Here is a 24,895-nt window from a genome sequence, read left to right as displayed (position 1 = left end):
CAACTAAAATAGCTCCTATGCTATCTTTGCTCGCTCCCATTTTTATTGAACATTGTGTCCAAAATATTGCCACGGTTATGAATTAAGAGCCTATTTATCTTAAGTGAAAACCGATACCGGTCAACGACTTAATTACACACTTGTTACACATTCTGTAGAATTCAGGCTTGTGTTGAGAATAATGGCGCAGCTATTGTTGCAAAACTATAAGCTAAAGACAAAGCCCATTTTATGGAAAAGAAAGTTGTTATTCTTGAGGACGATGCCGACATTCGCGAAATCATCGAATACATTTTAGTAGAAGAGAAATTAGCCGTTCAAAGCCACGCACGGGCAGAGAGTTTTTGGAAGGATGTTCAAGATAATCACGCCGATCTCTTTTTGTTGGATGTGATGTTGCCTGACGGAAACGGGATTGACATATGCAACCAACTGAAAGCCAATCAATCTACCTCACATATACCCATCATTATTATGTCGGCGCACCATCAACTCATGGGCGATGGTAAATGCCCCGCAGAGGATTTTATCAAAAAACCATTTGATATTCACGATTTTGTACAACGAATTCAGAAGCAGCTGTTGTAAATACGATCAGGTGGCAAACCAACGAATGACTTAATTAGCTTTGAGCAGTGAATGGGATAATAGAAATACTTCCGTTTCTTTCTAAAACGGCATACTTTATTTGGTTCAACTGTTCCAGCCCATGATTAAGACGAGCTGCTTCCATAATATCTTCTTCTTCCACACCTGCTCGCTTCATTCGCTCTTTCAAAGGTTGACCTTGATCAATTAATATCAGGGGTGTCCCTTCCAGCATCTTATCCAACCGTGGAAAACGCCCCTTAAATTTGCCCAAAATCATATCGAGCCCGATCAGCACCGTAATGAGAATCAAACTATTCGTCATTGAAAAATCTTCGCCCAACAACGCTTGTTGCGTAGCTTCTCCTATAATTAATAGCAAAACAAAATCAAAAGTTGTCGTCTCTGCTAAACTACGTTTGCCCAATACCCGAAAAAGTACCAGCAAGAAGAGATAAATGGCAATACCTCGTATAATTGGATTCATCGTATTTAAGGATAAATAAACTGATTGATTTGAAAATTGTGGTGATTAACTTCCCATGTTCCCTTTGCGCTCCCCGGTTTTTGTGCATGCAAATAGAAATGGAGAATAGTTTCCCCCGTTTTATCAACGTTAAAAGTATAAACGACCTTTCCGTCGGAAATGATGCTCTCATTTGCCTCCGGTACTATCTTTTCGATTTTAAAACAATCGAGGTATTCAATTGGAATAGCTATCTGCACATTGGCTTGATTCGAAAGACGAAGGCTAACATCCATCTCTTTCTGATACCGTAGATAACGTTCATACTCCACTGTGATATCCCCGTTTACTATTTTTCGGGCACTTAAGGGCCCTTCACCGAACAACCCAAGAGCTGTCAAAATCATTAAAATCAAGATGAGCAGACCACCCACTTTTTGGGTCTTCCATCCCTTTATATGCAAGGATAGATCTTCTTCGAGTGTTAACGAGTGGTTTACTCTTTCAATTGCATTGTTTGCGCTCATATCTTTTTTTAAGCTACATACACGATTAGCCCGCCGATGCCTACGTTCACTTCTCAAAAAGATCGGCTTTAAATAAACAGAAAACAAACCCGATTGTTCTACCACTTATCAGTGGAATTTATTTTCGCCCGTATGACGTCAAATAGATTTCCAAGGCCTAACATCGTCTCCAGGTATCCTTTACTTTTTGTTCGGGCTCTTTATCCTTTTTCCAAAACTGTATCATTTATAGCTTGTTACTAAAGGGTAGCAGATTGTTGCTATCGGAAAAAATTAAGTTATGAAAAAGGATAAAAAAGCGGTCGACGCTGAAAACGAAGAAAAAAGGCAACAGGCAGAGGCGAAGAAGAAAATGGATCAAGAGTTAGACGATGAGATCGAACAGAGCTTTCCTGCCAGTGATCCACCCTCCTATTCACAGCCACATCACCATAAAAAGAGCTAAAAATCAAACGCGGATGCTGCTAACAGGGTAGAACCTGCGTAACAGCGCCAATGTATAAACCTCTTCGGATATGGATTTCGATGGTACAACAAAAAGTAGATGTCTGTCGCTTTCTTGCCTCATTGTTGTATATAAATCAAAACAATTAAAAAGTAAGAGCGCTGGCTCCCGTCGCACCATGAGCTTGCCAACTAACTGCAGTAATTTGGCCAATGTTTTGAATTTCTTCTGAGGGTAAACCAAGGGCACAAGCGCGATCCTATGAAGAAAGAAGAAATAAAATTGACGGACATACAACGTATCCTATTTGGAGAAACGCCCGCGGCCTTTATGCTAGAAGTGTTCATACGGACGATTATTATTTATTTGGCCTTATTGCTTGTCCTCAAACTATTAGGAAAACGCATGACGGGGCAGTTGACGATAGCGGAAATGGCGGTGATGATTACCATGGGTGCCATTGTGGCTGTGCCTATGCAAATCCCCGATCGAGGAATTGTACAAGGGATAATCATACTGCTGCTCGCGGTCGCTTTTCTACGGGGCCTTAATTATCTTTCGTATAAAAATCACGAGGCGGAGGATGTTATACAAGGAAAAGTAAACCTACTCGTAAGAGACGGAATAATCGATTTACCAACGCTGCAAAAAATGAATATCTCCAGGCAGCAATTATTTTCCAAACTCCGAAATCAGAAAATATTCAATTTAGGGCAAGTGGATCGCGTTTATTTAGAAGCCTGCGGACTCTTTAGCGTTTATCAACATCAGGGTAAAAGAGCGGGCCTATCCCTTTATCCACTAAATGACCTGCGCTTATCCGATACACAATACAACGACGGTGATTACGCTTGCTGCAGCTGTGGCAAGGTAAGTAGGACCCAACAAGATCCCTGTGCCAACTGTGGAGCTACCGAATTTATCCAAGCCATTATTTAATATCCGATGAAAAAAGAAGACATTCAACTTGGCGACTGGCTGAGAGTATTTATAGGAGAGGCCCCAGGTGCCTTCTTTATTGAAATCGTTATCCGCACCATTGTTATTTATGCGATCCTTATGATCGGCTTCCGTCTAATCGGCAGTCGTATGGCAGGCCAGTTAAGTCGCACCGAACAGGCCTCCCTTGTCACCTTAGCCGCTGCTATTGGGGTTCCCATTCAGTCACCGGAACGAGGTATTCTCCCAGCCATTATTATCGCGATCGTAGTCGTTTTTTTTGGCCGTATAATCGCCAAGCGAGCCAGTAAGAGCGAAAAATTCGAGCGCATTAGTCAAGGTAATATCGATACGTTGGTTGAAAACGGAGTCCTATGCCTGCAAAATATAAGAAGCACTACATTGACCCGAGAACGCGTTTTTGCACAATTGCGTTCCGAGCATATCGTTCATCTAGGTCAGGTGAAAAGACTTTACATTGAGCCCAACGGCAGCTTTACCTTAATTGAAAATGAAGACGACCTCGCCGGTTTATCCATTATTCCTGCGAACGATACGGCTTACCTACATCGCTTTCAGCTTACCGATCAAACCGTCTGCGCTTACTGTGGCTTGGATCAGGGCAAAGATACAAGCTGTAAAAATTGCGGGAAGTCCAGTTGGGTGCAAGCCATTTATCGAAGTGAAAAACCGAGTCGCGAAAGTTCTTTCTAAAGCCGGCTACAAATGCGATACAATATCAGGCTCAAGTTGTCTACAGCACCTATCTTCGCAAAAATTTTTTCTTTTGTCTCATCGATCAATCTTTTATTGCTTGTTAAACGTTTCGAGATTTCCTTTGTAGTATAACCCTCGATTAATAGATCCAGTACCTCATTTTCCTGATCGGTTAAGGCAACGTTAGGATTAAATGCATCCAAATAATTTTCGTAAGGTGCCAAACGTTCAAAAAACAAAAAGGGTAAAGATGGATCGATAAAAAAGTTGTTTTTTTTAACAACCCTTAAAACCTGCGGAAAATCATCTAAATTAAACGTACTGGAAAGATAACCATGCGCACCTAGTTTTTTAAACAGGGCTGGTCTTTGTAGGTTCGAAGCAATATCATAAACTATTACTTTCAATCCGGAGGCAACCGCTTGCTGAATGCAATTTTGCCATCGTTGATTTCCGTACTGATCCACAAAACAAAGCAGTAATTCCGTGCTCTTCGGTAAGTCATCCAAGTGTTGCCCGGCAAATACAACGTCTAAATCGTGTTTTTCGAGGGTCTTTTTTACGCCTTCCCGATGGATCGGATTATAATCTACGACAGCAATCTTCATGTTTCAAATTTAACTAACAATTAAATACTGTCATAGTAACAAAATTATAGTCATTGTAGTTTCTTTCTTTAAAAAAAATGACTTGGGAAAAACCGTGGAATTGTTTAAAGTCAATTACACACTGTAGTGATTAATGGTATTAATGAAATGGTCGATATCGAAAGGTTTTTCGATAAAATCGCGCACACAATGCTCCGTTTCAACTAAATTGCGCCTACCGTGTGCTGACATGAGTACGACTGGAATGTCCTTCGTTTTTTCATCCCGATAGAGCTCTCGACAAAGATCGACACCATTCCCATCCGGCAACATGATATCTAGCAAAATGAGGTTCGGTTTATTACCTTGTATACGTTGCCTAAACTCTTTTACATTTGCACAACTTTTCACATCAAATTGTTCATTAACCAATAGATATTCCACTAATTCTCTTATATCTTTGTCATCTTCTACAACGATTATTTGTTTCATGTATGTAAACTGATTAGTATCTTTTGACTTCATTCTTAGAACGGGTTGGCTCTTATTCATCAGGTTAGACAATAATAAGAACATGCTTAACGCTCATGTTTTCAAAAACAAGAAGAAATCCGTATTGTTTTAGCTTACACGAAAAAAAATTAGCTGTAGGTAATGATCTCCCCCAACCAATGTTTGTATACCTAAAAAAGTAATTCTATATTCCTATAGAAAAAGTCGTAAGTTTTGCTAATTTAGTTTCTGAAGATAAACCGGGATCTTAAAACGCTACACGATGCTATTTTCAAAACTTCGCCTCAAATGTTTCTATCTATCTTTTGCGATTTTTCATATCCTCTTATGCGCGAATGCCCAACAGAAAGACAACAAGCCGGAGCGAGTTGCCTGGTTTCAGGATTTAGCCTTCGGTATGTTTATTCATTGGAACGTAGACGTCTCCTTGGGTGGTGTTATTAGTCACTCCCTAGCCGGTGCATCGGACGATTATGTGAATCGCTACATCGAAGAGCTTCCTCATTTTTTCAACCCGAAGGAGTTTAATCCCGACGAATGGGCGATGATGGCCAAATTGGCAGGCATGAGATATGTAGTATTTACCGCAAAGCATCATGCCGGTTTCTGTATGTTTGATACCAAGACAACGCCCTTTAATGTAATGAATACGCCTTATAAAGGGGATATCACGAAGCAGCTTATTGACGCCTTTCGAAAGCAAGGCATCGCTATCGGCATTTATTTTTCGCCGGAAGATTTTTATTTCCTTCATCGCCAGAAACTTCCTTTAGGTCGCTTACAGCATCCTATGCATTATCCGGCAAATAACAAAGCCTTATTTGACTATGATAAAGCGCAGTTGAAGGAATTGCTAACCCATTATGGAAATATCGATATCCTTTTCATCGACGGCCCGGGAGATGGACTTCGCGAATATGCCTGGAGTATCAATCCTGATCTGGTGATTACGCGCGATCTGATGAAAACACCTGAACAGCATATTCCTGACGCTCCCTTACCTCGTCCTTGGGAAGCCTGTTATACGATGGGCACCGACTGGCAATACAAAGCCACCAATGATCCACATAAAAGCGGTACGGAGATTATCAACATGTTGATTGAAATTCGGGCGAAAGGTGGTAATTTTCTATTAAATGTAGGCCCTAAACCAAATGGATCCATGCAAACAGAACAAGAGAACCTGCTTCGTGAAATTGCCTTATGGAACTTTGCCAACAGAGAATCAATTTATGAGGTCAAGCCCTTGCCAACTATACGTGATGGCGACATCTGGTTTACTCAAGCAAATAATGACGAGACTATTTACGCATTCGTTACACGTGAAGAGCCATCCGATTGGGCCTATGGCGCCCGGAGAAACTTCTTACTTCCCTATATCATCGGAAGTGAACAGACCAAAGTGAGTATACTGGGTTACAAAAGTGAGCTAGTTGAGTACCAAGAAGGGTTATCAGCAAAAACAATAGCTAGCACAAGCCCGGCCGGCCTCGCTGTGAGTGCTGTCAATGGGCAACGTTTCTACACCAACAACCAATGGCCCAATCCAATTGTACTAAAAATTGAGCATGCACAGTTTAAAACACCTGCAGCTCGAAAAGTAGAAAAGTCAGCAATAGACGGTGCCAAGTAAAGTCAGATCAACCCTCATCGGCTGTTATTCCTTCTCGGGTCACGATAATCGGCTCGATGGTGCCATCGGGCCTGTAGGAAAGGAGGTCGAGGCAGACCGACCGTCTGTGACTGCCTCCTCCTTCTAAAGCTCCATTATGATAAAAAAAATAAGATTTTCCTTGAAAATCAAGTGTCGCCGCACGATTCGTTTCACAGTTATAGGGCATCTTATTGATAACTCCTTTGAAATCCCACGGCCCATGCACGGTGGGGCTCATGGCATAGGCTATGTCTTCCGGAAAACCATAACCATACATCAAGTAATACCATCCATTCCGCTTAAAGACGTGTGCCCCTTCCCCAAATGCGGGGACATTCACCACTTGGATGTCACTGTCCAACTCGATCATATTCGCCTTCAACTTCGCGTAATAACAGGTCGTATTTCCCCAAAATAAATAAGCTTGTCCGATGTCATCGATGACCACACTCGGATCCAGGTTTGCCTTTTCCGTTGTGGGACAGGGTAACATATCGCCGGTAATCAGCGCCGACCCTTTAGCATCGGTAAATGGACCTGTTGGCCTATTGGACACCGCTACACCGATTGCTTTTCCGAAAATTGATCGATGGGAAACGGCTACATACCAGTAAAAAATGTGATCACGACACACCACATTAGACGCGAAGGCATCACCCGAAGCCCAGGAAAAATCGGTCGCCTTTAGTGGAGTCGGATGCTCTTCCCAATTCATTAAGTCGTTCGAAGAAAAACAGCACCAATCGTTCATTACATAATCATCAACTCCAGGAGGCGGATCATCATGCCCGGTGTAGAGGTAGACGCGATCACCGTAACTTATAACTGTTGGATCAGCTGTATATTTATGTTTAATAATGGGGTTAAAGAAAGCCGTCATAGCCACACCTTGCTGTTCCCAATAGAAACCTCCGATTCTTGCTAAAAGTTTTGCATAAAAGAAATTAGCGGTATTTACTTCTCTTCGTTCTCATCAATGACCGGTCTTTTCCGCCAATAATTAGCCAATAAAGATCCGGAAATATTCATCCATGGACTGAATACAGCAGCGGCTAAACCTACGGTTGCCAATTTACCCATACTTCCTGCTAAGCCCGATGCCATCCCACCATTTTGTAAACCTACTTCAAAAGCAATGGTGCGGGCGGAATTTTTATCTAATTTAAAAAGGCGGGCAAGCCAGTAACCGAAGAAGTAACCAGCACCATTATGCAAAACCGAAGCCAAAAATAAGAGCAGCCCCACTTGTAACAGATGCTCCCTGCCGGCAGCGGTAGTTACCGTGGTGAAATAAACAATGCCAAACATCGATACATAGGGCACTAACTGATCAATACGCTTAAAGCGGAGATAAAGAAGGTGATATAGTCCGCCCACAATAAATGCCCCCGTAAAAAAGTTCAGGACAGTCAAAGATTGGCCGGCCGGCACCGAGAAATGCGAGGCTAATAAATCCCATAAAAATAGCACCTGCGAGAAGAGCCAACCGGCGCAGACGAGTCCGATGACGACCACAAGCTTCTTTCGTGCGGGCTTGGCCGTTTTGAGGTAATCATGTAACAGGGCCGCTCCTATAGGCACGATGACGATCTGTATAATTTCCAGCATCATCGGCAAAAATTTCACTTCAATCAATGTCCCTGCCAGCAAACGCATCAGCAAAGGCGTTAAAAAAGGTGCCGCCAGCGTGGCCATCGCCGTAACCGTTACCGATAAAACCAAGTTTGCCCGCGCCAGGTATACCATCACGTTGGAAGCCAAACCGCTCGAACAAGAGCCTATGAGAATAATGCCGGCAGCGATTTCGTCATCAAAAGGGAACAAACGTGTCAATAAATACCCAACCAAAGGCATCACCGAAAAATGGCAGATTAAGCCAATCAAAACTCCTCTGCCCGTACTACCTAGACCCGAAAAATCACGAATGCTCATTTGTATTCCCATACCGAACATAACGAGCTGTATAATGATTAGGATTAACCATTTATTCCTCAAATCCACTTCACCCCATTGCATAAAAGCTCGTGGATAAATCATGGCCGAAACGACTGCAACAATAATCCAGGCTGTGTATTGGTAATTTCTCAGTATATCGATGCTTCCGATACCCACCGCTAGGCCCAAGGCGGTACAAACCGCAGCAGGTTGCCAGATGGCTTCGTTTTGCAACACAATCCCAAGTAATAGGAGAAGGGCGGCAATGCCACTTACTCCCAAACAGGCTCTTCGTAAATGCATCATGGGCATCCTTAGACTAAGTTTGCAATATATTGGATGGCATTAGGAGGACTGGCTAAGATCGGTACCCCCTTATCTTCATCTGCTAATGTATCAACCACTCGTGCCATACTTGCTTGGGCTAATAGAATAACATCCACTTCCTGCGTCAGTTGACGCAATGCTTTTGCTACTAATTCATCGTGTTTAGCGGCATCACCACCCATTAAGGCTTCAAATGCGCCCTCACATAATCGTGCATTTATTTCAATTTCCTTTCCTAGCAAGGCAGCTCTTCGTTGCACCAGGTCGGCTGTTGGCTCCAGGGTAGTTCGGAGCGTTGCGATAACACCTATCCGTTTACCTTTCTGTACAGCCAGGTCGGCCATCGGTTGATCTACCCTAAGTACCGGCACCCTGACAGTGTCGGCTGCCGCCTCTACCGCAGCACCGATGGACGAGCAAGTAACCAGAATATAATCGGCACCTGAATCTTCCGCTGAGGCGACATAATCTGCCACCCGCTTGGAGATGGACGGCGTAAGTTTACCGCCTCGTGCAATAATATTCTTCACCAAACTATCATCTACAATATTGAAGAGATTTACGCCCGGCAAATATTGCTGGCATAGTTGCTGAAATACCGGAATCAACGTAGCCGACGTATGAATAAGTCCTAAAGTTTTTGGTATCATATCATAAAATATTTAAGAAGCGTTCGCGCCCCATAGCTTAATAAAATAATGTTCATCCCCTACTTGTCCTCCCTTGAAATTAATTTCTATTCCATCCAAGGGTGTGTTAGGTGCGAAGGCCCGGCATAAAGGTGCACCGGGTGAAAACGGAGCAATCATCTCTACTGCTTCTATTCCTAAAGCACGCGCAATGAGGCTTGAGGTATCGCCTCCTGCTACGCCAAGACGTCCCAAATCAGTAGTCCTTGCAATATAGCGAGCAATTTCACCTAACACTTGCCCGTGAATGCGGGCTGTTTGTGCACTTATCTCCGTTTCGGCATATCCTTTTTGACGCAGCAATTCACGCGTTTCCGCAATTCGTTCATCCTCTTGACCTAAACTGGTATGCAGAATTACGGGAAAGCCCGCTTCCATAAAAGCAAGCGTTTGTTCTATACAGCTGCGCATAAGCGTTTGTAAATCGGCAGCGGGATCAACAGCAGAAGCAGGAACAGCGACTGCCCGAAAACCATGAAGAAGCGCATACTCGATTTGCTTCGCCGTTACAGGCGAGCAACTGCCCGAAAGTACCAAAAGCTTTCCGACACGGTTTAAAGCTGGCCAATCCACCGTTTGTTTCGCCACCCCCCTGGTCTTCCAATACATACCGAAAGCCATTTCTACGCCTGAAGATCCTATTGAAAACAGGGGTTTCTCCAGTGTGCCGTATGCATCCAGCACCTCGGCGATCGGCATTAAATCCGAAAGATGAAGAGCATCAAAAAGCACCATCGGAATTCCCAGGTCTAAGCATGCCTGCGTTTTTATCCTAATTTCCTCCACCCCCTGGTGAACCGATAAAATGTCCACCAAGCCAATGGGTAATTCCGTTTGTTTGGATAAATGCAAACGCAAATCCGCCTCTTGCATGGGTGTAACGGGATGGTAACTGATAGCAGGGTGGCGATCCAGGCGATAAATATCGCCTCGACTACCGATTCCCATTTTGGCAAAAAGGTTACCGAATAAACAAAATCTTCCCAAAGGCGGGGCAGCCACCAATAAGGGAACAAGGCGGGGATTAAAGACACTGATCCCAACTTCTGCGGCCGTACCGATACTCCCTATTTGCGGCGAGGAGTCGAAGGTTGAACAAACTTTGTAATGCACATGTCGAACTCCCAATGCTTTTAAAGCAGCAAAGGCTTGCGACAACTCGTTTCCCATAGCCACCGGATCCATGGTTCGCGTCATGCCGGCAACACCAATAGCCTGTATCCCGGGATAGCGTGCCAACTGTTCAACGTTCGGCACATCAATAAATAATACGGTTTTTAACCCCGCCTGATTGAGACATTCTAAGGCGTCGGTAGATCCGGTAAAATCATCACCATAATAGGCGAAGAAAGGGGCCTGCATTGCATCCATGTTTATTGCTGACCAAATTTTTGAACCGATTGGGCAAATTCAGGATATAGTCGAACGGCCTCTTCCATGGAAAGTCCTTTAACCGCGCCCTCCCAAGCCTGTTGCAAGGCCACCACACCCCCACCGGGACCTTTGGGATGCGCCATAATCCCGCCTCCTGCCATGTACAATAAATCAATGGTTTTCGTACGCCTGTAGGTTTCAAAGGCTTGCCCTCCCCACTGACCGGAAGATACCACGGGCAATAATGTTTCACGAGAAAATAAAGGCGTTAAGCAAGCTTCGATGGACTGTACCACCGAGTCATCCGATTCCCAGAATTTATTCTGAATTCCATTTACATGTAGCTGATCTACGCCTGCCAAGCGCCAAAGTTTTTGGTAGGCCGTAAATTCAATACCCAGCAGGGGGTGCCTATTCAGCATACCCCAACCATTCCGATGACCGTGGATAACCAATGCACCCTGATCACATATTTTTTTTACGCCGGCAAGGCCAATACTATTGATACTGAGCATGGCGCAGGTCCCGCCTGCCCTAACGATATAGTCATAACGAGACAACATGCTATCCAATTCATCGCTAATGTTAAAAGCATACATGACCTTTTTCCCGGTTTTGTCCGCATGCGTATTGATGACACGCATAATGGCGTCAACCCGATCTTCCAACTTGGAGTTAGCTGCTGCTGATTGCAGTTCGTCATCTTTTATGAAGTCAATACCGGCCTCCACCAAGGTTTTCACCAATTTAGCACTATCCGAAGGGCTCATGCCAATACTCGGTTTAATAATGGTGCCGATCAAGGGTCGTCCGTCCACCTTTGTACTTGCTCGGGAACCGGCCACTCCAAAACGAGGCCCCTCAAAATGAGCGACATAGGCGGTAGGAAATTGGATATCTAATAATTTTAAGCCCGTGAACTGACTGAGCTCATAAAGATTCCCTTGCAAAGTGGAAATAAGCACCGGTAAATTATAGCCAAAATTTTCTATCGACCAGGAGATTTCGATATAAGCTCGTTGATACCGTTCGGATGTGAACTTCGGGCTCGGAATGGCCGGCTGTGAAACCGATCCCAGCAGGTGAACGCTTTCCACACGCGCAGCAAAGCGTCGCTTTAGATCTTCCGTTTCACCCGGAACCGACACGAAGGTACCCGACGATTGTTCGCCCGCCAAGATCAAAGCCGCTTTTTCCGGATCAAAGGGAGTTTCAATATAGTATTTCGCAATAATTCTTTCCATAGCCTATTGAATCAATCCAATCTGCTAGATTGATAATCAGTAAGCTATGCGTAAAAAGGTTCTTTGCCGTTTTACACCTATTGATTATCTACTAGTCAAACAGATTAGATTTATACTGACAAATTTATCAGCGAGAACAATAGTGCTATTGTAGTATGTATGCAAGCTATTGTAGCATATTAGCTTTTTGCATACAGCTATTTCTTTCAGTCCGTCTTGAGCAATTGGTATTGATACTTTCTTCCGATTTTTTGCGCATCCACAAAACCGTTCTTCAAGAGGTAATTCATCCGCACCGCCAAAGCGTTCTCCAGTTTGTATTTATCCCGGTCCGGTTGCGCCTGATGGATTTCGTTTAAAATGGCATCGCGGTCGCCCGTTCCTAAACGTGTGAGCGCATAGGCAATTTTTCTATCCAATTTACCGAAAGGGTCGAATTTTTCAACAGGCACCAGAACACCTCTCCTCCATTTCGCTGGGGAAGAAACCGCCTCTTCTGTTGCAGCATCCGTCATTTTGGGTTCATGAAAAACAGAAATTTGCTTTCGTTTCTGCACGATATCAATGGTACATTGTATGGCGTCAATTTCGGCACGAATACTTTCAGCGAACTCTTTCAGAAAGGCGATTGTTTGCTCATCTAACAGCGGATTTTTTGTCATGAGATTAATTTAGGTTGATTCTACTGAGACAAAAGTAATAAGTTCGTTAGTTAAAAAGAAAAAATTGAGACCCAATTGTGAAAAAACTGTATACCAACCAGTTTCATACCACGCAAACACCGCTTCCCTGTGTAAATTATTGAAATAATCACAGTATACGTCACTAAAAAGAAATAAATAATTCTTAGCTTGCAAACAAAGTAAGTGAAATTTACGTCTATACGTTTACCTAACATGAAATGCATATGAGTGAATGGAAATTAAAAAGATCATGGCGACAGATTAAAAATCAGATAAGAACGAAATGGAGTGAGCTCACGGAAGATGACCTATACTATGAAGAAGGTAAAGAGATCGAGCTGGTTCATCGTTTAGAGCAGAAAACAGGAAAAAGTAGAGAGGATATCGTTGACTATCTCAATCACCTCTCCTTTATTTCCGATCTTAAATTAAGAGCTTAACGAACAACAAGGGGCTAAAATGGGCAACCAGGCCCCTTGTTTCACTCAAGGCGTGGCTTTCCCTTTCTGATCCCAGTGGTCTTTAATGAGACGTCCTTCCTTGTCAAACTTAAGTCTTCTAGCGTATCGTTCACCCCGTATATTCCCATTCGCATCCTTCTTGCCCATAAAAAGCAAAATAGGCCTCCCCTCTTCATCGGTTTTAAACATCAGATCGTAACGCTGAAAAGTTAATTCCACCAAAGATAATGGATCATACTTTTTACGCAGCAGCTTCAAGATCGGTTCCTTCAATGCCATAATCGCAGCTCTTTTTTAAGATAACCCAATGTCCCGGTTATTGTTTGGCGTCAACCACGGTCTACACGAAATTGAAACGGCAGATAGGCAATCAAATCGTTTCGTCTAAAGAAAAAAAATATCCTAACAGGATGAAACAAAAGTTTTGCTTCTTCGTTTTATTAAGATGATTAAGTCCGATTTAGTCCCTTAAGGGTACTTTGTAAACCGGAAGAGACAACAATTAATTTATTAAATAGTACTTTTACGAAAAAGCGCTACAAATTACAGGAGAACGATAACATGACGATCAGAAACTATGATGCTGAATTTTGCGGAAAAATACCCCTACATAATGTTAATTTAATTCAGCCTCATGGGTATCTCTTAGTTTTAGATCCGGAACATTTGGAGATCGTACAAGTAAGCGAAAACATAGCAGCGCTATTCAATCAGCCCCTAGATGCCATTATCGGAACCACTATCAATGATTGGCTGGACGAACCGCTGCATACTGAAAGGCTTACCGGCAACCACTTCAGCAGTCAAAAGATTCCGTTTCGTCTACGTTTGGCCGACAGCTTATTTTTAGCGCTAATCCATATGAAAGGGCCTTATCTATTAGTAGAATTAAGCCCCACAAGCGAAGAAAAAAGTTTTTTGGAAATTTATCAAGCGCTTCGGTATAATTTTGCAGAGCTAGAACAAAAGCATGACCTGCCCACACTTTTATCAGCTACGGCCCATCAATTCCAGCTACTTTCAGGTTTTGATCGCGTGATGATTTATCAGTTCGATGAAAATTGGAATGGAAAAGTCGTTGCGGAGGCAAACCATAGCGGGAAGGTGAGCTATTTAGGCCAACAATTCCCGGCTTCCGATATTCCGAAGAGCGCAAGAGAACTCTATAAAAAAAGCCCCTATCGCTTGATACCGACCTCCCATTATGAACCGGTAAAGCTTTACCCGATTATCAACCCACTCAGTATGTCGTTTGTTGATTTGTCTGATTGCCATCTACGGAGTGTTGCACCGGTGCATTTGGAATACCTGCATAATATGGAAGTAGATGCCAGCATGTCTGTGCGGCTTCTCGTAAATGATACACTTTGGGGGCTGATCTCCTTTCATCATAATACACCGCGCTACCCGAATTTCGAAACCTGCTGTCAGTTTGAGCTACTGGCTGATTTTGTTTCGAAACAACTTGCCAATCTGTTAAATGCCGAGACCTTTGCTTTCAACAGCACCATCTCAACTCATAAAAATGCTATCCTTCGCAATCTATACCGCGAAGTTTCCCTTGAAAAAGCACTTTTTGATAACGAATATCATTTATTGAAACTATTTAGTGCGCAAGGGGCCGTATTAATATACGACAATAAATACTATAGCACCGGCGCTGTTCCAACCGAAGAGCAATTACAAAACCTTGTCTTTTGGTTACAGGAAAAGCAATTAGAACCGGTTTTTGTTAGTAATAGTATGACAAATGAATTTGAAGAAGCGCAAGCGTACTCGAATATGGCCAGCGGTTTATTGGCCATCGAAATAGACAAACACAAGGGAAATTATCTGTTGTGTTTTAGATCTGAACACCCTTATACCATTGACTGGGGAGGAAATCCAAACGAAGCCGTGAATTTCGAGCAGGATGCCGGCACTTATCATCCACGTAATTCCTTCCGGATTTGGAAACAAGAGGTGAAGAACTCATCCATCCCTTGGAAAGAGGAAGAAAAAGAGGCAGCTCACGCCATCCGACTCTACGTATTTGAGTATTTAAGTAAAAATGCGCAGGAATAATTATTATTATTGCAGTATCATCTTTCTATGACCGAAAAAAAGGATATAAGAGAAACGGCCCATTATATAGTAGCCATTGGAGCCTCTGCCGGTGGCTTAGAAGCTATCAATAGCTTTTTCGATGCCGTACAGGATTTTTCACAATTATCTTTTATCATTATACAACATTTATCGCCCGATTATAAGAGTCTTTTAGTGGAATTGGTTTCCAAGCATACCCAAATGAAAGTGCTGGAAGCCAAAGACAATATGGCGGTGGAGCGAGCGGCTATTTATGTCATCCCTAATCGGATGAGCATGACCATTCATAATGGGACCTTATGCTTAGCCGAAAAAGTGGTCAACAATGTTCCCAACAACGCCATTGATATTTTTTTGGACTCGCTGGCAAATGACCAACAGGAAAGGGCCATTGCCGTCATCCTCTCCGGTACGGGAAGTGATGGTACCAAAGGTATTCAGGCTATAAAAAAGAACAAAGGCTATGTGCTCGTACAAGAGCCGAATACAGCTAAATTTGACGGCATGCCTAATATGGCCATTATGAGTGGCTATGCGGATGCGATATTGTCTCCTAAGGAAATGCCTCAGCAGATGCTGGATTATATACAGCTCATGAATGGGGAAGATGAAGCGCTGAGCGGTGAGCTGAACGATCAACAGGTGGATCGTATTTTAGCGCTGGTGCATGAAAACAGTGATCGCGACTTCAATTATTATAAAACGCCGACGATTATCCGCCGTATTTCGCGGCGCATACGGCTGCAGCAAATAAAAAGCGTTCAAAAATACATCGAATTCCTGGAAGGAAATGCGGACGAGGTGCATAGTTTAGCAAATGATTTATTAATCAATGTGACGCGTTTTTTTCGGGACCCCGAAGCGTTCCGTTACCTAGAAGAACAAGTTTACCCATCGCTGGTCAAGCAAAAAGCAACCGGGGAGACCTTTAAGATATGGGTTTGTGCCTGTAGTACCGGCGAGGAAGCCTATTCATTGGCCATATCGCTGGATCAATACCTTCAGCAGACGGCAACTCGGCTTCCGGTAAAGATTTTTGCCACCGATGTCGATGAAAGTAACATTCGACTTGCCAGCAGAAATCGATATCCCTTATCCATTGAAAAAGATGTACCCTCTTCGATATTGAAACGCTATTTCACGCTAGAGGATAATCACTATACCGTTATACCACGTATTCGAAAGCAAGTTGTTTTCGCTCACCATAATGTCATCAAAGATCCGGCTTTTATAAAGAACGATCTGATCAGTTGTCGCAATATGCTGATCTACATGAACAAGGTATTGCAAGAGAAAATATTGTCGATCTTTCATTTTGCCCTGAAACCGGGCGGTGCCTTATTTTTAGGACCCAGTGAAACCACCGGGGCTCTTGAAAATGGGTTTGAGCAAATATCGGGCAAATGGAAAATTTTCAAAAGATCACCACATCAACTGAAAAAGTACTTGGGTGAATATGGCAATGCACTTGGTACCGTCAGCACTTCGTATGTTCCCAGGAAAGCCACTGAATCACTGAGTGTCAGTGAAAGCCTTCGTCGTGATTTTCAACAACTCATGTTGGACGAACTCGGTTATACCGTTATCTATATAGACGGCTACAATGAGGTCAAAGAAACCCTCGGCAACTACCACAATTATTTGAGCCTTCCCAAAAAAAAGCTGAATTTGAATATCCTCAGTATGGTTCCCGAGGAGGTAAAACTACCATTGAGCAATGCCATACGTGAATCGAGACAAGAAGGAATAAAAGTATCGTTAACCGGCTTAAGCTTCCATAAGAATGACCAGATCAATCATGTAAATATTCACATACACCCAGCGGCACCTCCACACGAGCATTTATCCATGCTGGTCTTTATTGATGCAACCATCCCGCTGCGGGAACATGAACCCCTATCGACGTTTACGCCGCGCAGCGATTCCCCGGATGAAAAGCGCTACATTCAAGAGCTGGAAGAGCAATTGAGCGAAACACGTAATAATTTGCAATTGGCGATAGAAGGATTGGAGACAACCAATGAAGAACTCCAGAGCTCCAATGAAGAATTATTATCCAGTAACGAAGAGTTACAAAGTTCCAACGAAGAGTTGCAGTCGCTCAATGAGGAGTTGCATACATTAAACACGGAGCACCAGCTGAAGATTAAGGAGCTCATCGAGTTGAATGATGACCTTGACAATTACTTCAAAAGCACGGAGGTCGGTCAGGTATTTCTGGACAAGGATTTAAAAATCCGGAAGTTTAACCCGCAAGCCATGCGCCTGATTAATTTAATAGAAGGTGACATCGGACGGCCCATCGGCCATATTTCCAATAATCTTGCCAATGATAACCTGTTGGAAGATATTAAGAAAGCGCAAAGCGACAAAGGCTTTTACGAAAAAGAGGTGCAATTACAGGATAGCCGCATCTACCTTATGCGTATTTATCCTTTTGTTCGGCGCGACAAAGAGATTGATGGCCTTGTATTAAGCTTCATTGATATTTCCGCTTTGGAAAACCTGAACAGCATCATCAAAGCCGTATTTGATGCCAGCTTAGAAGCCATATTTGTGCTAGCGGTCAATAAAGACGCTTCAAGCCCCGATCAACAATTTGCCTTGCTCACCCAGAATGAAGCAGGAATCAATCTGTTAGATAAACTAGCTATTCATAAAGAACATCCGTCCTTTTTCGGGCATTTAAGCAAACGCCTCGGCCAGCGGGTCACCAAAAAACTACTTGACACCTATTCTTCCGGAACTGCTCGTAAGATTGCCTGTAATTTACAGATCGACAACCGCGAACAGTGGTTTGAGATAAGTATGGTTAAAATGAGAGACGGCCTGGCGCTCACTTTTAATGATATTACCCTGCAACGAGAGACGACAGACAGACTGCGCAAAAACTATAATGAACTGGTTGTTACCCGCGAACAGTTAAAGAATCTGAATAGTGGCTTGGAAGACGAGGTAGCGAAAAGAACAGCGGAATTGGCCCTCAGCGAAGAACGTTTTCGGTTGGTAGCTCGTGCCACCAACGACTGCATACGCGATTGGGATCTTGTTAATAATACGGTATGGTACAGCGATAATTTCTATTCCATCTTCGCCTATAAGTCGGAAGAGAATTTAAAGGAAATCAATCAATGGTTCAGCAAAATCCATCCCGAGGATGTGAAAGCTGTACGAAAAGATTTGCTTAAAGCGATTAACCAAGGTGCCGAACAATGGAGCGGCGAATATCGTTTTCACAAAGGGGATGGCTCTTACTGCCACGTGTTCGATAGAAGTTTTATCCTGAATAATGAGTCCGGTATGCCTTTTCGAGTAATCAGCTCATTAATGGATGTAAGTACATTAAAAGAAGCCGAGTTAGCTACCAGGGAATTAGCTACCAAGAAGGATGAGTTTATGAGCATTGCCAGCCACGAATTAAAAACGCCTATTACAAGCATGAAAGCCAGCTTGCAGCTTATCGATCGACTAGCGGAAAAAGGCGGGCCCAATGGTATGCTTAAAACATTTGTAGCGAAAGCTAATCAGCAGGTCGACAAGATTACTTTCTTAATCGAAAATCTGCTGGACGTAACGAAGATTCAGGCAGGAAAGATTATCTTACAGAAATCAACGTTTAACATCAATGAATTGATACAAGATTGTGTGTACGAGGTAAAAAATATGGGGGGCCATACGATTCAAATACACGGCAATATAGATGTCGATGTATATGCCGATAAAAACCGCATTGAGCAGGTATTGATTAATTTTTTGACCAATGCCATCAAGTATTCGCCCAAAGCGGACAAGGTTGACTTATTTACAGAACGGAACGAGTCCGAAGTGAAGATTTCGGTAAAAGATTACGGCATCGGCATACCACAGGAAAAGCTCGATCTGGTATTTGACCGCTTTTTCCGCGTAGAGGAATCGTCGTCACAATTTTCAGGACTGGGTTTAGGCCTGTTCATTTCGTCGGACATCATTAAGCGTCATCAGGGTCAAATCGGCGCAGTCAGTTCACCAGGCGAAGGTTCCACGTTTTGGTTCAGTCTACCCATTCAACAGGCCTAGCTTGGATTTTGCTTCCGTCGCACTCGCAGCGCTTCCTTTATCCCCTTGACGTCGGCTTTCCACTTGGGCAACAGCCACACCATGATGGTTTCTTCGAGTAGATCTAAAGTCGTCAAGGCGATCGCGATATAAAATAAGGGTAAAGAAGGCGTGGTAAGAAAAAATGACGGTATTAAGAAAAGTGCTTGGGCAACGGCGGCCACTTTAGCGAGGTAGGTATGAAAGCTGGTAAATTTTCCGTAACGAATCAACGCTGAGCCAACTTGAATGAGAAAGAGAATAAGCAATACGAGTATCCAACTATACTCCCTGTATAGGAAATCCTTGTGATAGACAAATAGCCCAATAACGGCCACCAATATGGTTAAATCGTCCGCAATGGAGTCCATCTTGGCGCCCATAACACTCACAACCTTGTACTTTCTAGCCAAAAACCCGTCGATGGCATCGGTAAAAAAGCTGAAGGCTAGTAACCATTTGAACCAGTTAAGCTGTTCAGAAAAAATAAGAAACAGGAGAAAAGGAGCGGCTATTAAACGATAAAACGTAATGCCGTTAACCATATAATAGCTTCCCTTATGCATATACAAGCCTTTTGCACTAAAAAAGACGGCCCAAGTTTCTACCTAGGCCGCCTTGACTTTTTTAATTCCTTCGTTGGCATTACCCAAATCAGGTTCAATGGGTTTATTCTCAGACTTATTAAAAGCCACCCCTTTAAAAAAATCTATATAGATAACATAGTGGTCTCTTTTTTGTTTGGATTTTTTTTTAAAAAAGCTAAAAGCTTTACGCTATAGGCTATAAGCTATAAACAGTGAATAAGGGAATTGTTAATAGTGAATAGTTTGCCCTACGCGTAACGTCCTCCTGCTATTGCTATCGTAACTGTCAGCCATTCCTATGATAAGTCTGCTCAACGAATGAACCATTCAACCACCCAACTATTTAACAAGCCAACCATTTAACTACTCAACTATTTAACGACTTAACTATTTAACAACTCAACCATTTAAAGCCCCAACTACTCAACTACCTCCCACTATAAAACGTTCCTCCGTGTGGGTACTCAGCACTTCCAAAGGGTCGCCAACCTTAACAAAACCACTACCTTGATGTATAAGATTCTGTCCGAATAGAATTTTCTTTTCCCTTGAACGGTACGAGGCCAATGTTTTTAACGGTTCTTTCGCCTTTTTTGCACTTTGTTGATCAATTGTAGTCATCACACACCGCGCACAAAGCTTAACGCCGTAAAAATCGATCGTGCCACCAATTCGTATATGGTTCATGCGATCCTCTTCAAAGGCAGCGCCCCCTGTAAATACGATATTAGGCCTAAAGCGATTCATGGGAAGAGCGATCTCCAGCCGGGCGTTTAAGTCATCCAACGATGCTTGTCCTATTATCAAAAAAGGGTAAGCATCCGAAAAAGAAGTAATCATGCCTTTAGGCGCGTAGCGTTGATCCACTTCGCGCGTGGTACTGTCAGGCATATACACCAATCGGCAGGTCAAGCCCAGGGCATCACTAAACCAGGCATCCACCTCACGGCTCACGGAAACCGCTTGACAAGTATCTTCCCAGATGACAACTTCGCTTAATTGAGCTTCAACCGGCTCAAAAGGTATATGCATTTTCCCCCGTTCAGGATGCGTTACCGACAAGCCATCACCCCCCATCTCAAGCTTAAACAAAGCCATTTGCGGGTGGACGCGTTGCGTAAGAAATTGATTGTTTTCATCGATCAACATCCATCGCCGATCGTATTTAAAGCCTCTATCGGTGACTTCGGCCTCCGAAAGCGCAATACCACCCAACGATTTGATCGGATAAATAAAGAGTTCGCTAATTTTTAGCATAGGCTATGAGTATAGTAAACAAAAATAGAAACGCTTGCGTGGTTTTCAAATGAACGTGGGATATTTTTAATATGATTATCGGAAATGACGCCTGCTTATAATACCTAGATTGCTTCACTTCTTTCCAGACTCCACTTCTTCATGTCGCCTGCCTGCGGTAGGCAGGCAAGGACGTGGATAGGAGCGTTTCTGCGAGGAGGCACGACAAAGCATTCTATTTGTAATACTTATAAAATCTGTCCTCCTTTTTCTTGGAAATCGAGCTTCAGCCGTTGATATCGTTCCGGATCAATGGCACGGGAGGCGTGTTCAATAATACCGGCTTTAAATCCCAGGTCAAGGGCATCATTGGCTGTATAATAGACGCAATAATCGGCTGCAAGACCACAAACTGCTACTTCTGTTACACCTCTTCCCTTTAAAAAGTCCGCCATACCTGTCGATTTCTTCCTTCCATTATCAAAAAAGCCGCTGTAGCTATCAATATGTTGATCCATGCCCTTTCTAAAAATAGCTTCGACCGCATTCGTTGACAGTTTCGGTGCTAAGGCCGCTCCCTCTGTTCCCTGTACACAGTGTACCGGCCAAAGCACTTGCTCCAAGCCATTCCATTGAATTCGCTCAAAAACCTGCTTTCCCAGATGTTCAGTAAAAAAACTTTTATGATTTGCCGGATGCCAATCCTGCGTAGCTACTACTAACTTGTAAGACGATTGCAATTCATTGATAATCGGAATAACTTCGTCCCCTCGTTCCACCGCAAGAGCGCCTCCCGGCAAAAAATCGAGTTGTATATCGATAATAATTAGTGCTTTCATTTCAGATACTATTCACTTACTTTCAAAAATACGTATTTTCCTTTTAGGCTATAAGCCTTAGGCAATAGGCTTTAGGCATTAGCTTTTAGCTTTCAGCCACTAGCCTGTTCATCATCACATTGGCTAATCAAGCTATAAGCCATAGGCAATAGGCTTTAGGCATTAGCTTTTAGGTATCAGAAATCAGCTTTCAGCCACTAGCATGCTCATCATCACATTGGCTAATTGTCACATCATCACATTAGCTAAATTAACTACTCAACGACTTAACCACTTAACTATTCAACGACTCAACTACTTAACAATTCAACCAAAACCTCCATAACTTCCGGTTATACCCTATAAAAAAAGCTCGTTTAAATCTGATACAGATAGCACCTAGATTTGCCACCATGGAAAAGATAAAAGAAACTTTTACAGATGATGAGACGGCCCGGCAGGAAGTTTATCGCTTGACAAAGTACACGAAAATCCTTACGTGCCTTATCTTGCTATTAATCGGGTCGTGTATTTATATCCTCCATGGCAGGACCGTACAGGTTCCCGTAGTCGGCCCTAATGCGGAAAAAACGACAGCAGGCGACTATCTATCCTACGTAAGTGAGGCCGTAATCAGACCTTTCGACAATAGTAAAGAAGGTGAACTAGCTGCTTACGGCCATCGATTAATCACGGAAACCTATAAATATCTAGGTCCGGAAGTAAAGGAAGGAATGGTTACCGGTAACAATCTAGCCTGCTCCAGTTGCCATCTAAATGGAGGCACCAAAGCTTACGCTGCACCCTATATTGGTTTATCCGGAGTCTTCCCTATTTACATCGGACGCGAAAATAAAGTTGAATCTTTAGAAGAGCGTATCAATGGTTGCTTTGAACGAAGCATGAATGGAAAAGCTATTCCGGTTGATAGTAAAGAGATGCGCGCTATGATCAGCTACATAAAGCATCTCAGCCGAGATGTCGCAATCGGTAAGCGTATCGAGGGGCAAGGATTCGTTCAACTAAACAAACCCAATCGAGCAGCTGATAGGATAAAAGGAGCCGCTGTATTCAAAAGATATTGTATAACTTGTCATGGCGAAAATGGACAGGGTAGCCGTCGAGGTAAAAGTGGCGACGGAAAAGGTTATCTATACCCTCCGCTTTGGGGCAACGATTCTTTCAATGACGGAGCAGGCATGGCCCGTTTACTGACAGCGGCTCGATTCATCAAAGGGAATATGCCCTTGGGCGCAACTGCCGAAGACCCGATTTTAACGGATGAAGAGGCCTATGACGTAGCTGCTTATATCAATTCCTTTAGCAGACCGCAAAAAGCAAATAAAGAATTGGACTATCCCGATCTGACCAAAAAGCCAAAGGATTGCCCTTATCCGCCTTATATAGATCGGATTACCATAACACAACATAAATTAGGACCTTTTAATTTTTAACATTAATACCATATCGATCATGAAATCATTGAAACCATTTATTCTCGCTACTGCTTTATTTTTAAGTCTAGCATCTTTTGTTTATGCCCAAGATAGCCAAGCCATTATCCGTAACAGGGCTTATCAAGGTGCCGAGGCGATCCAACCTCGGTATCGCGCCATCTATCAACTGGATAGTAACGCTCCGGCTACCATCGAAAAGGCCATACGGAACATCAACAATGTACTGCAAGATCCGCGACTAAAAGGAAAAATCGAAATAGAGCTGATTGCTTTCTCGGGAGGTACGGAAGCGTACCTAAAAAATGGCAAATATGAAGCCGCATTAAAAAGCTTAATCGATCAAGGCGTAATTGTAGCCCAATGTTTAAATTCTTTAAAGGAAAGAAAACTGAAAAAAGAAGAGTTGTATGACTTTATTGCCTATGTACCCAGTGGAAATGGCGAGTTGGTTATTCGCTCAGCCCAGGGCTGGACGATTATTAAGCCTTGATCGCTTACCAATCAGAACACACAGGAAACAAGACAATGATCAAGAGAACAAACACAATAACAAATCAAAACATGAAGACAACATTCTTTTTTATGGCAAGTATACTCACCCTTCACTTGGCTAAGGCACAACAAGGGCACCATTATGACCCGCCTTGGAATACGCCACCGGAATCGAGTGTCCAATTTACCGTGCCTGGTATAAACAATGCACCTGATTTATATGGTGATGTGGAAAATCCGCAACTCGTTGTATTCTTCGCGGGTAATCAATTTATGTGCATCGATGAGCTACTTAGTGGATTTAAGGAGAAGCATCCCGAGTACCAGCGCATCTTTGCTGAAACACTTCCGCCCGGTATATTGGCAAAGCAAATAGAAGGCGGATCGCTGACTATGGGCAATCTACGGATTACCCATCAACCCGATGTCTATACCGCAGGAAAAAATCGGATAACAGAGATGGCAAGCTATTTTGATCGTACGGAAGTCTATGCGTACAATAAATTAGCCTTAATGGTTCCAAAGAAAAATCCGAAAAAAATTAAGGCCTTAAAAGATCTAGGAAAAAAAGATATTCGGGTCAGCATGCCGAACCCGGCTTGGGAGGGAATCGGGCGTCAGATTGAAGCCGCTTATAAAAAAGCCGGAGGTGAAACTTTGTATGAAACCATCATGCAGACAAAAGTAAAAAACAACCGTACTTATTTAACACGCATCCATCATCGTGAAAGTCCACTGCGTATATTATACGGACAAAGCGATGTGGCCCCCGTGTGGTACTCCGAAGCTTATTATCAGAAAATGATCGGCCACCCGGTTGAATTGATTCCGATAGCGGATGAACAGAACATACGCGCGACTTACATGGCCGGTAAGTTAAAGCAAGCACCCCATCCTCGGGCGGCTGCCGACTTTATCGACTATTTAGCCTCCGATGAAGCAAAAGCGATCTACAAGAAATATGGCTTTGAAACCGACTAAAAGTTAGTCATGGAGC

The 24,895-nt window shown here is 43.2% G+C and carries 25 protein-coding genes and 1 riboswitch; of the genes, 11 read left to right on the top strand and 14 right to left on the bottom strand.

Going from position 1 to position 24,895, the window contains the following annotated elements; all coding sequences use genetic code 11:
* Positions 1 to 231: 231 nt before the first annotated feature.
* Positions 232 to 588 carry a response regulator transcription factor gene (locus FKG96_RS07915; RefSeq protein ID WP_013665451.1) on the top strand — a complete coding sequence of 119 codons (357 nt, stop codon included), beginning with the start codon at positions 232 to 234 and terminating at the stop codon, positions 586 to 588.
* Between the two features lie 34 nt (positions 589 to 622).
* Here the strand turns inward: FKG96_RS07915 and FKG96_RS07910 are convergent, their stop codons facing one another.
* Positions 623 to 1,075: a DUF421 domain-containing protein gene (locus tag FKG96_RS07910; protein WP_013665450.1), complete on the bottom strand. Its 453-nt coding sequence runs from the start codon at positions 1,073 to 1,075 to the stop codon at positions 623 to 625.
* 5 nt (positions 1,076 to 1,080) lie between these two features.
* Entirely contained in the window at positions 1,081 to 1,581 is a 501-nt protein-coding gene (locus tag FKG96_RS07905; RefSeq protein ID WP_149105296.1) for a hypothetical protein, read from the bottom strand.
* A gap of 280 nt (positions 1,582 to 1,861) precedes the next feature.
* On the opposite strand from FKG96_RS07905, the gene FKG96_RS26710 reads away from it, so the two are divergent.
* The 3 genes from FKG96_RS26710 (at position 1,862) to FKG96_RS07895 (ending at position 3,679) form a co-directional block, all read left to right on the top strand.
* On the top strand, positions 1,862 to 2,026 hold the full coding sequence (locus FKG96_RS26710; protein ID WP_013665448.1) for a hypothetical protein: 165 nt from the start codon (positions 1,862 to 1,864) through the stop codon (positions 2,024 to 2,026).
* Between the two features lie 261 nt (positions 2,027 to 2,287).
* Positions 2,288 to 2,965, top strand: a complete 678-nt coding sequence (locus FKG96_RS07900) for a DUF421 domain-containing protein (protein WP_130856343.1) — start codon at positions 2,288 to 2,290, stop codon at positions 2,963 to 2,965.
* A gap of 6 nt (positions 2,966 to 2,971) precedes the next feature.
* Positions 2,972 to 3,679 carry a DUF421 domain-containing protein gene (locus tag FKG96_RS07895; protein WP_130856342.1) on the top strand — a complete coding sequence of 236 codons (708 nt, stop codon included), beginning with the start codon at positions 2,972 to 2,974 and terminating at the stop codon, positions 3,677 to 3,679.
* On the opposite strand, the gene FKG96_RS07890 is transcribed toward FKG96_RS07895, so the two are convergent.
* Positions 3,676 to 4,290, bottom strand: coding sequence for a LuxR C-terminal-related transcriptional regulator (locus FKG96_RS07890; RefSeq protein WP_130856341.1), 615 nt, complete (start codon positions 4,288 to 4,290; stop codon positions 3,676 to 3,678). The two genes, FKG96_RS07895 and FKG96_RS07890, sit on opposite strands and share 4 nt — an antisense overlap.
* Before the next feature lie 114 nt (positions 4,291 to 4,404).
* Positions 4,405 to 4,761, bottom strand: a complete 357-nt coding sequence (locus tag FKG96_RS07885) for a PleD family two-component system response regulator (protein ID WP_041388145.1) — start codon at positions 4,759 to 4,761, stop codon at positions 4,405 to 4,407.
* A gap of 283 nt (positions 4,762 to 5,044) precedes the next feature.
* Between FKG96_RS07885 and FKG96_RS07880 the strand changes: the two genes are divergently transcribed.
* The gene (locus FKG96_RS07880; RefSeq protein ID WP_130856340.1) at positions 5,045 to 6,415 is read left to right on the top strand and encodes an alpha-L-fucosidase; all 1,371 of its coding nucleotides are present in this window, start codon (positions 5,045 to 5,047) and stop codon (positions 6,413 to 6,415) included.
* Between the two features lie 7 nt (positions 6,416 to 6,422).
* Here the strand turns inward: FKG96_RS07880 and FKG96_RS07875 are convergent, their stop codons facing one another.
* From FKG96_RS07875 to FKG96_RS07850, 6 genes are all read right to left on the bottom strand, one after another.
* Complete coding sequence (locus tag FKG96_RS07875; RefSeq protein ID WP_149105295.1) at positions 6,423 to 7,316, bottom strand: glycoside hydrolase family 43 protein; 894 nt, start codon at positions 7,314 to 7,316, stop codon at positions 6,423 to 6,425.
* A 74-nt stretch (positions 7,317 to 7,390) separates the two neighbouring features.
* Complete coding sequence (locus tag FKG96_RS07870) at positions 7,391 to 8,677, bottom strand: bile acid:sodium symporter family protein (RefSeq protein WP_165446984.1); 1,287 nt, start codon at positions 8,675 to 8,677, stop codon at positions 7,391 to 7,393.
* Between the two features lie 8 nt (positions 8,678 to 8,685).
* A complete protein-coding gene (locus FKG96_RS07865) occupies positions 8,686 to 9,348 on the bottom strand; it encodes an aspartate/glutamate racemase family protein (RefSeq protein ID WP_130856338.1) in 663 nt (220 codons plus the stop codon).
* A gap of 12 nt (positions 9,349 to 9,360) precedes the next feature.
* A complete protein-coding gene (locus FKG96_RS07860) occupies positions 9,361 to 10,758 on the bottom strand; it encodes a four-carbon acid sugar kinase family protein (RefSeq protein ID WP_246860251.1) in 1,398 nt (465 codons plus the stop codon).
* Between the two features lie 2 nt (positions 10,759 to 10,760).
* Positions 10,761 to 12,005: a ribulose-bisphosphate carboxylase large subunit family protein gene (locus FKG96_RS07855; protein ID WP_149105294.1), complete on the bottom strand. Its 1,245-nt coding sequence runs from the start codon at positions 12,003 to 12,005 to the stop codon at positions 10,761 to 10,763.
* Between the two features lie 206 nt (positions 12,006 to 12,211).
* The gene (locus FKG96_RS07850; RefSeq protein ID WP_013665437.1) at positions 12,212 to 12,667 is read right to left on the bottom strand and encodes a hypothetical protein; all 456 of its coding nucleotides are present in this window, start codon (positions 12,665 to 12,667) and stop codon (positions 12,212 to 12,214) included.
* Between the two features lie 245 nt (positions 12,668 to 12,912).
* Here FKG96_RS07850 and FKG96_RS07845 point away from each other — a divergent pair, with 245 nt between their 5' ends.
* Positions 12,913 to 13,128 (top strand): CsbD family protein, encoded by a 216-nt coding sequence (locus FKG96_RS07845; RefSeq protein ID WP_013665436.1) that lies wholly within the window; start codon positions 12,913 to 12,915, stop codon positions 13,126 to 13,128.
* Positions 13,129 to 13,173: 45 nt separating this feature from the next.
* Here FKG96_RS07845 and FKG96_RS07840 read toward each other — a convergent pair whose 3' ends face one another.
* Positions 13,174 to 13,428 carry a hypothetical protein gene (locus tag FKG96_RS07840; protein WP_013665435.1) on the bottom strand — a complete coding sequence of 85 codons (255 nt, stop codon included), beginning with the start codon at positions 13,426 to 13,428 and terminating at the stop codon, positions 13,174 to 13,176.
* Between the two features lie 282 nt (positions 13,429 to 13,710).
* Here FKG96_RS07840 and FKG96_RS07835 point away from each other — a divergent pair, with 282 nt between their 5' ends.
* Together FKG96_RS07835 and FKG96_RS07830 are read left to right on the top strand one after the other, a co-directional pair.
* On the top strand, positions 13,711 to 15,213 hold the full coding sequence (locus FKG96_RS07835) for a GAF domain-containing protein (protein WP_130856337.1): 1,503 nt from the start codon (positions 13,711 to 13,713) through the stop codon (positions 15,211 to 15,213).
* Positions 15,214 to 15,240: 27 nt separating this feature from the next.
* Complete coding sequence (locus FKG96_RS07830) at positions 15,241 to 19,290, top strand: chemotaxis protein CheB (RefSeq protein WP_130856336.1); 4,050 nt, start codon at positions 15,241 to 15,243, stop codon at positions 19,288 to 19,290.
* On the opposite strand, the gene FKG96_RS07825 is transcribed toward FKG96_RS07830, so the two are convergent.
* From FKG96_RS07825 to pncA, 3 genes are all read right to left on the bottom strand, one after another.
* Positions 19,287 to 19,874, bottom strand: a complete 588-nt coding sequence (locus FKG96_RS07825) for a CDP-alcohol phosphatidyltransferase family protein (protein ID WP_242627204.1) — start codon at positions 19,872 to 19,874, stop codon at positions 19,287 to 19,289. The two genes, FKG96_RS07830 and FKG96_RS07825, sit on opposite strands and share 4 nt — an antisense overlap.
* Positions 19,875 to 19,922: 48 nt before the next feature.
* Positions 19,923 to 20,017, bottom strand: a riboswitch (TPP riboswitch).
* Positions 20,018 to 20,318: 301 nt separating this feature from the next.
* The gene (locus tag FKG96_RS07820) at positions 20,319 to 21,152 is read right to left on the bottom strand and encodes an MOSC domain-containing protein (RefSeq protein ID WP_130856335.1); all 834 of its coding nucleotides are present in this window, start codon (positions 21,150 to 21,152) and stop codon (positions 20,319 to 20,321) included.
* Between the two features lie 227 nt (positions 21,153 to 21,379).
* On the bottom strand, positions 21,380 to 21,970 hold the full coding sequence (gene pncA, locus FKG96_RS07815; protein WP_149105293.1) for a bifunctional nicotinamidase/pyrazinamidase: 591 nt from the start codon (positions 21,968 to 21,970) through the stop codon (positions 21,380 to 21,382).
* A 392-nt stretch (positions 21,971 to 22,362) separates the two neighbouring features.
* Between pncA and FKG96_RS07810 the strand changes: the two genes are divergently transcribed.
* The 3 genes from FKG96_RS07810 to FKG96_RS07800 all read left to right on the top strand — a co-directional run bounded on the left by FKG96_RS07810 (position 22,363) and on the right by FKG96_RS07800 (position 24,879).
* Positions 22,363 to 23,403 carry a c-type cytochrome gene (locus FKG96_RS07810; RefSeq protein WP_130856333.1) on the top strand — a complete coding sequence of 347 codons (1,041 nt, stop codon included), beginning with the start codon at positions 22,363 to 22,365 and terminating at the stop codon, positions 23,401 to 23,403.
* Between the two features lie 19 nt (positions 23,404 to 23,422).
* A complete protein-coding gene (locus FKG96_RS07805; protein WP_130856332.1) occupies positions 23,423 to 23,896 on the top strand; it encodes a DsrE family protein in 474 nt (157 codons plus the stop codon).
* 71 nt (positions 23,897 to 23,967) lie between these two features.
* Positions 23,968 to 24,879 (top strand): substrate-binding domain-containing protein, encoded by a 912-nt coding sequence (locus FKG96_RS07800; RefSeq protein ID WP_130856331.1) that lies wholly within the window; start codon positions 23,968 to 23,970, stop codon positions 24,877 to 24,879.
* Positions 24,880 to 24,895 lie beyond the last annotated feature (16 nt).

Origin of the sequence: Olivibacter sp. LS-1, from assembly GCF_008245145.1 — a bacterium.
In the GTDB taxonomy this organism is placed as follows: domain Bacteria; phylum Bacteroidota; class Bacteroidia; order Sphingobacteriales; family Sphingobacteriaceae; genus Olivibacter; species Olivibacter oleidegradans.
The sequence above is the reverse complement of the archived record's forward strand: the minus strand, read 5'-3'. Positions and strand labels throughout refer to the sequence as shown.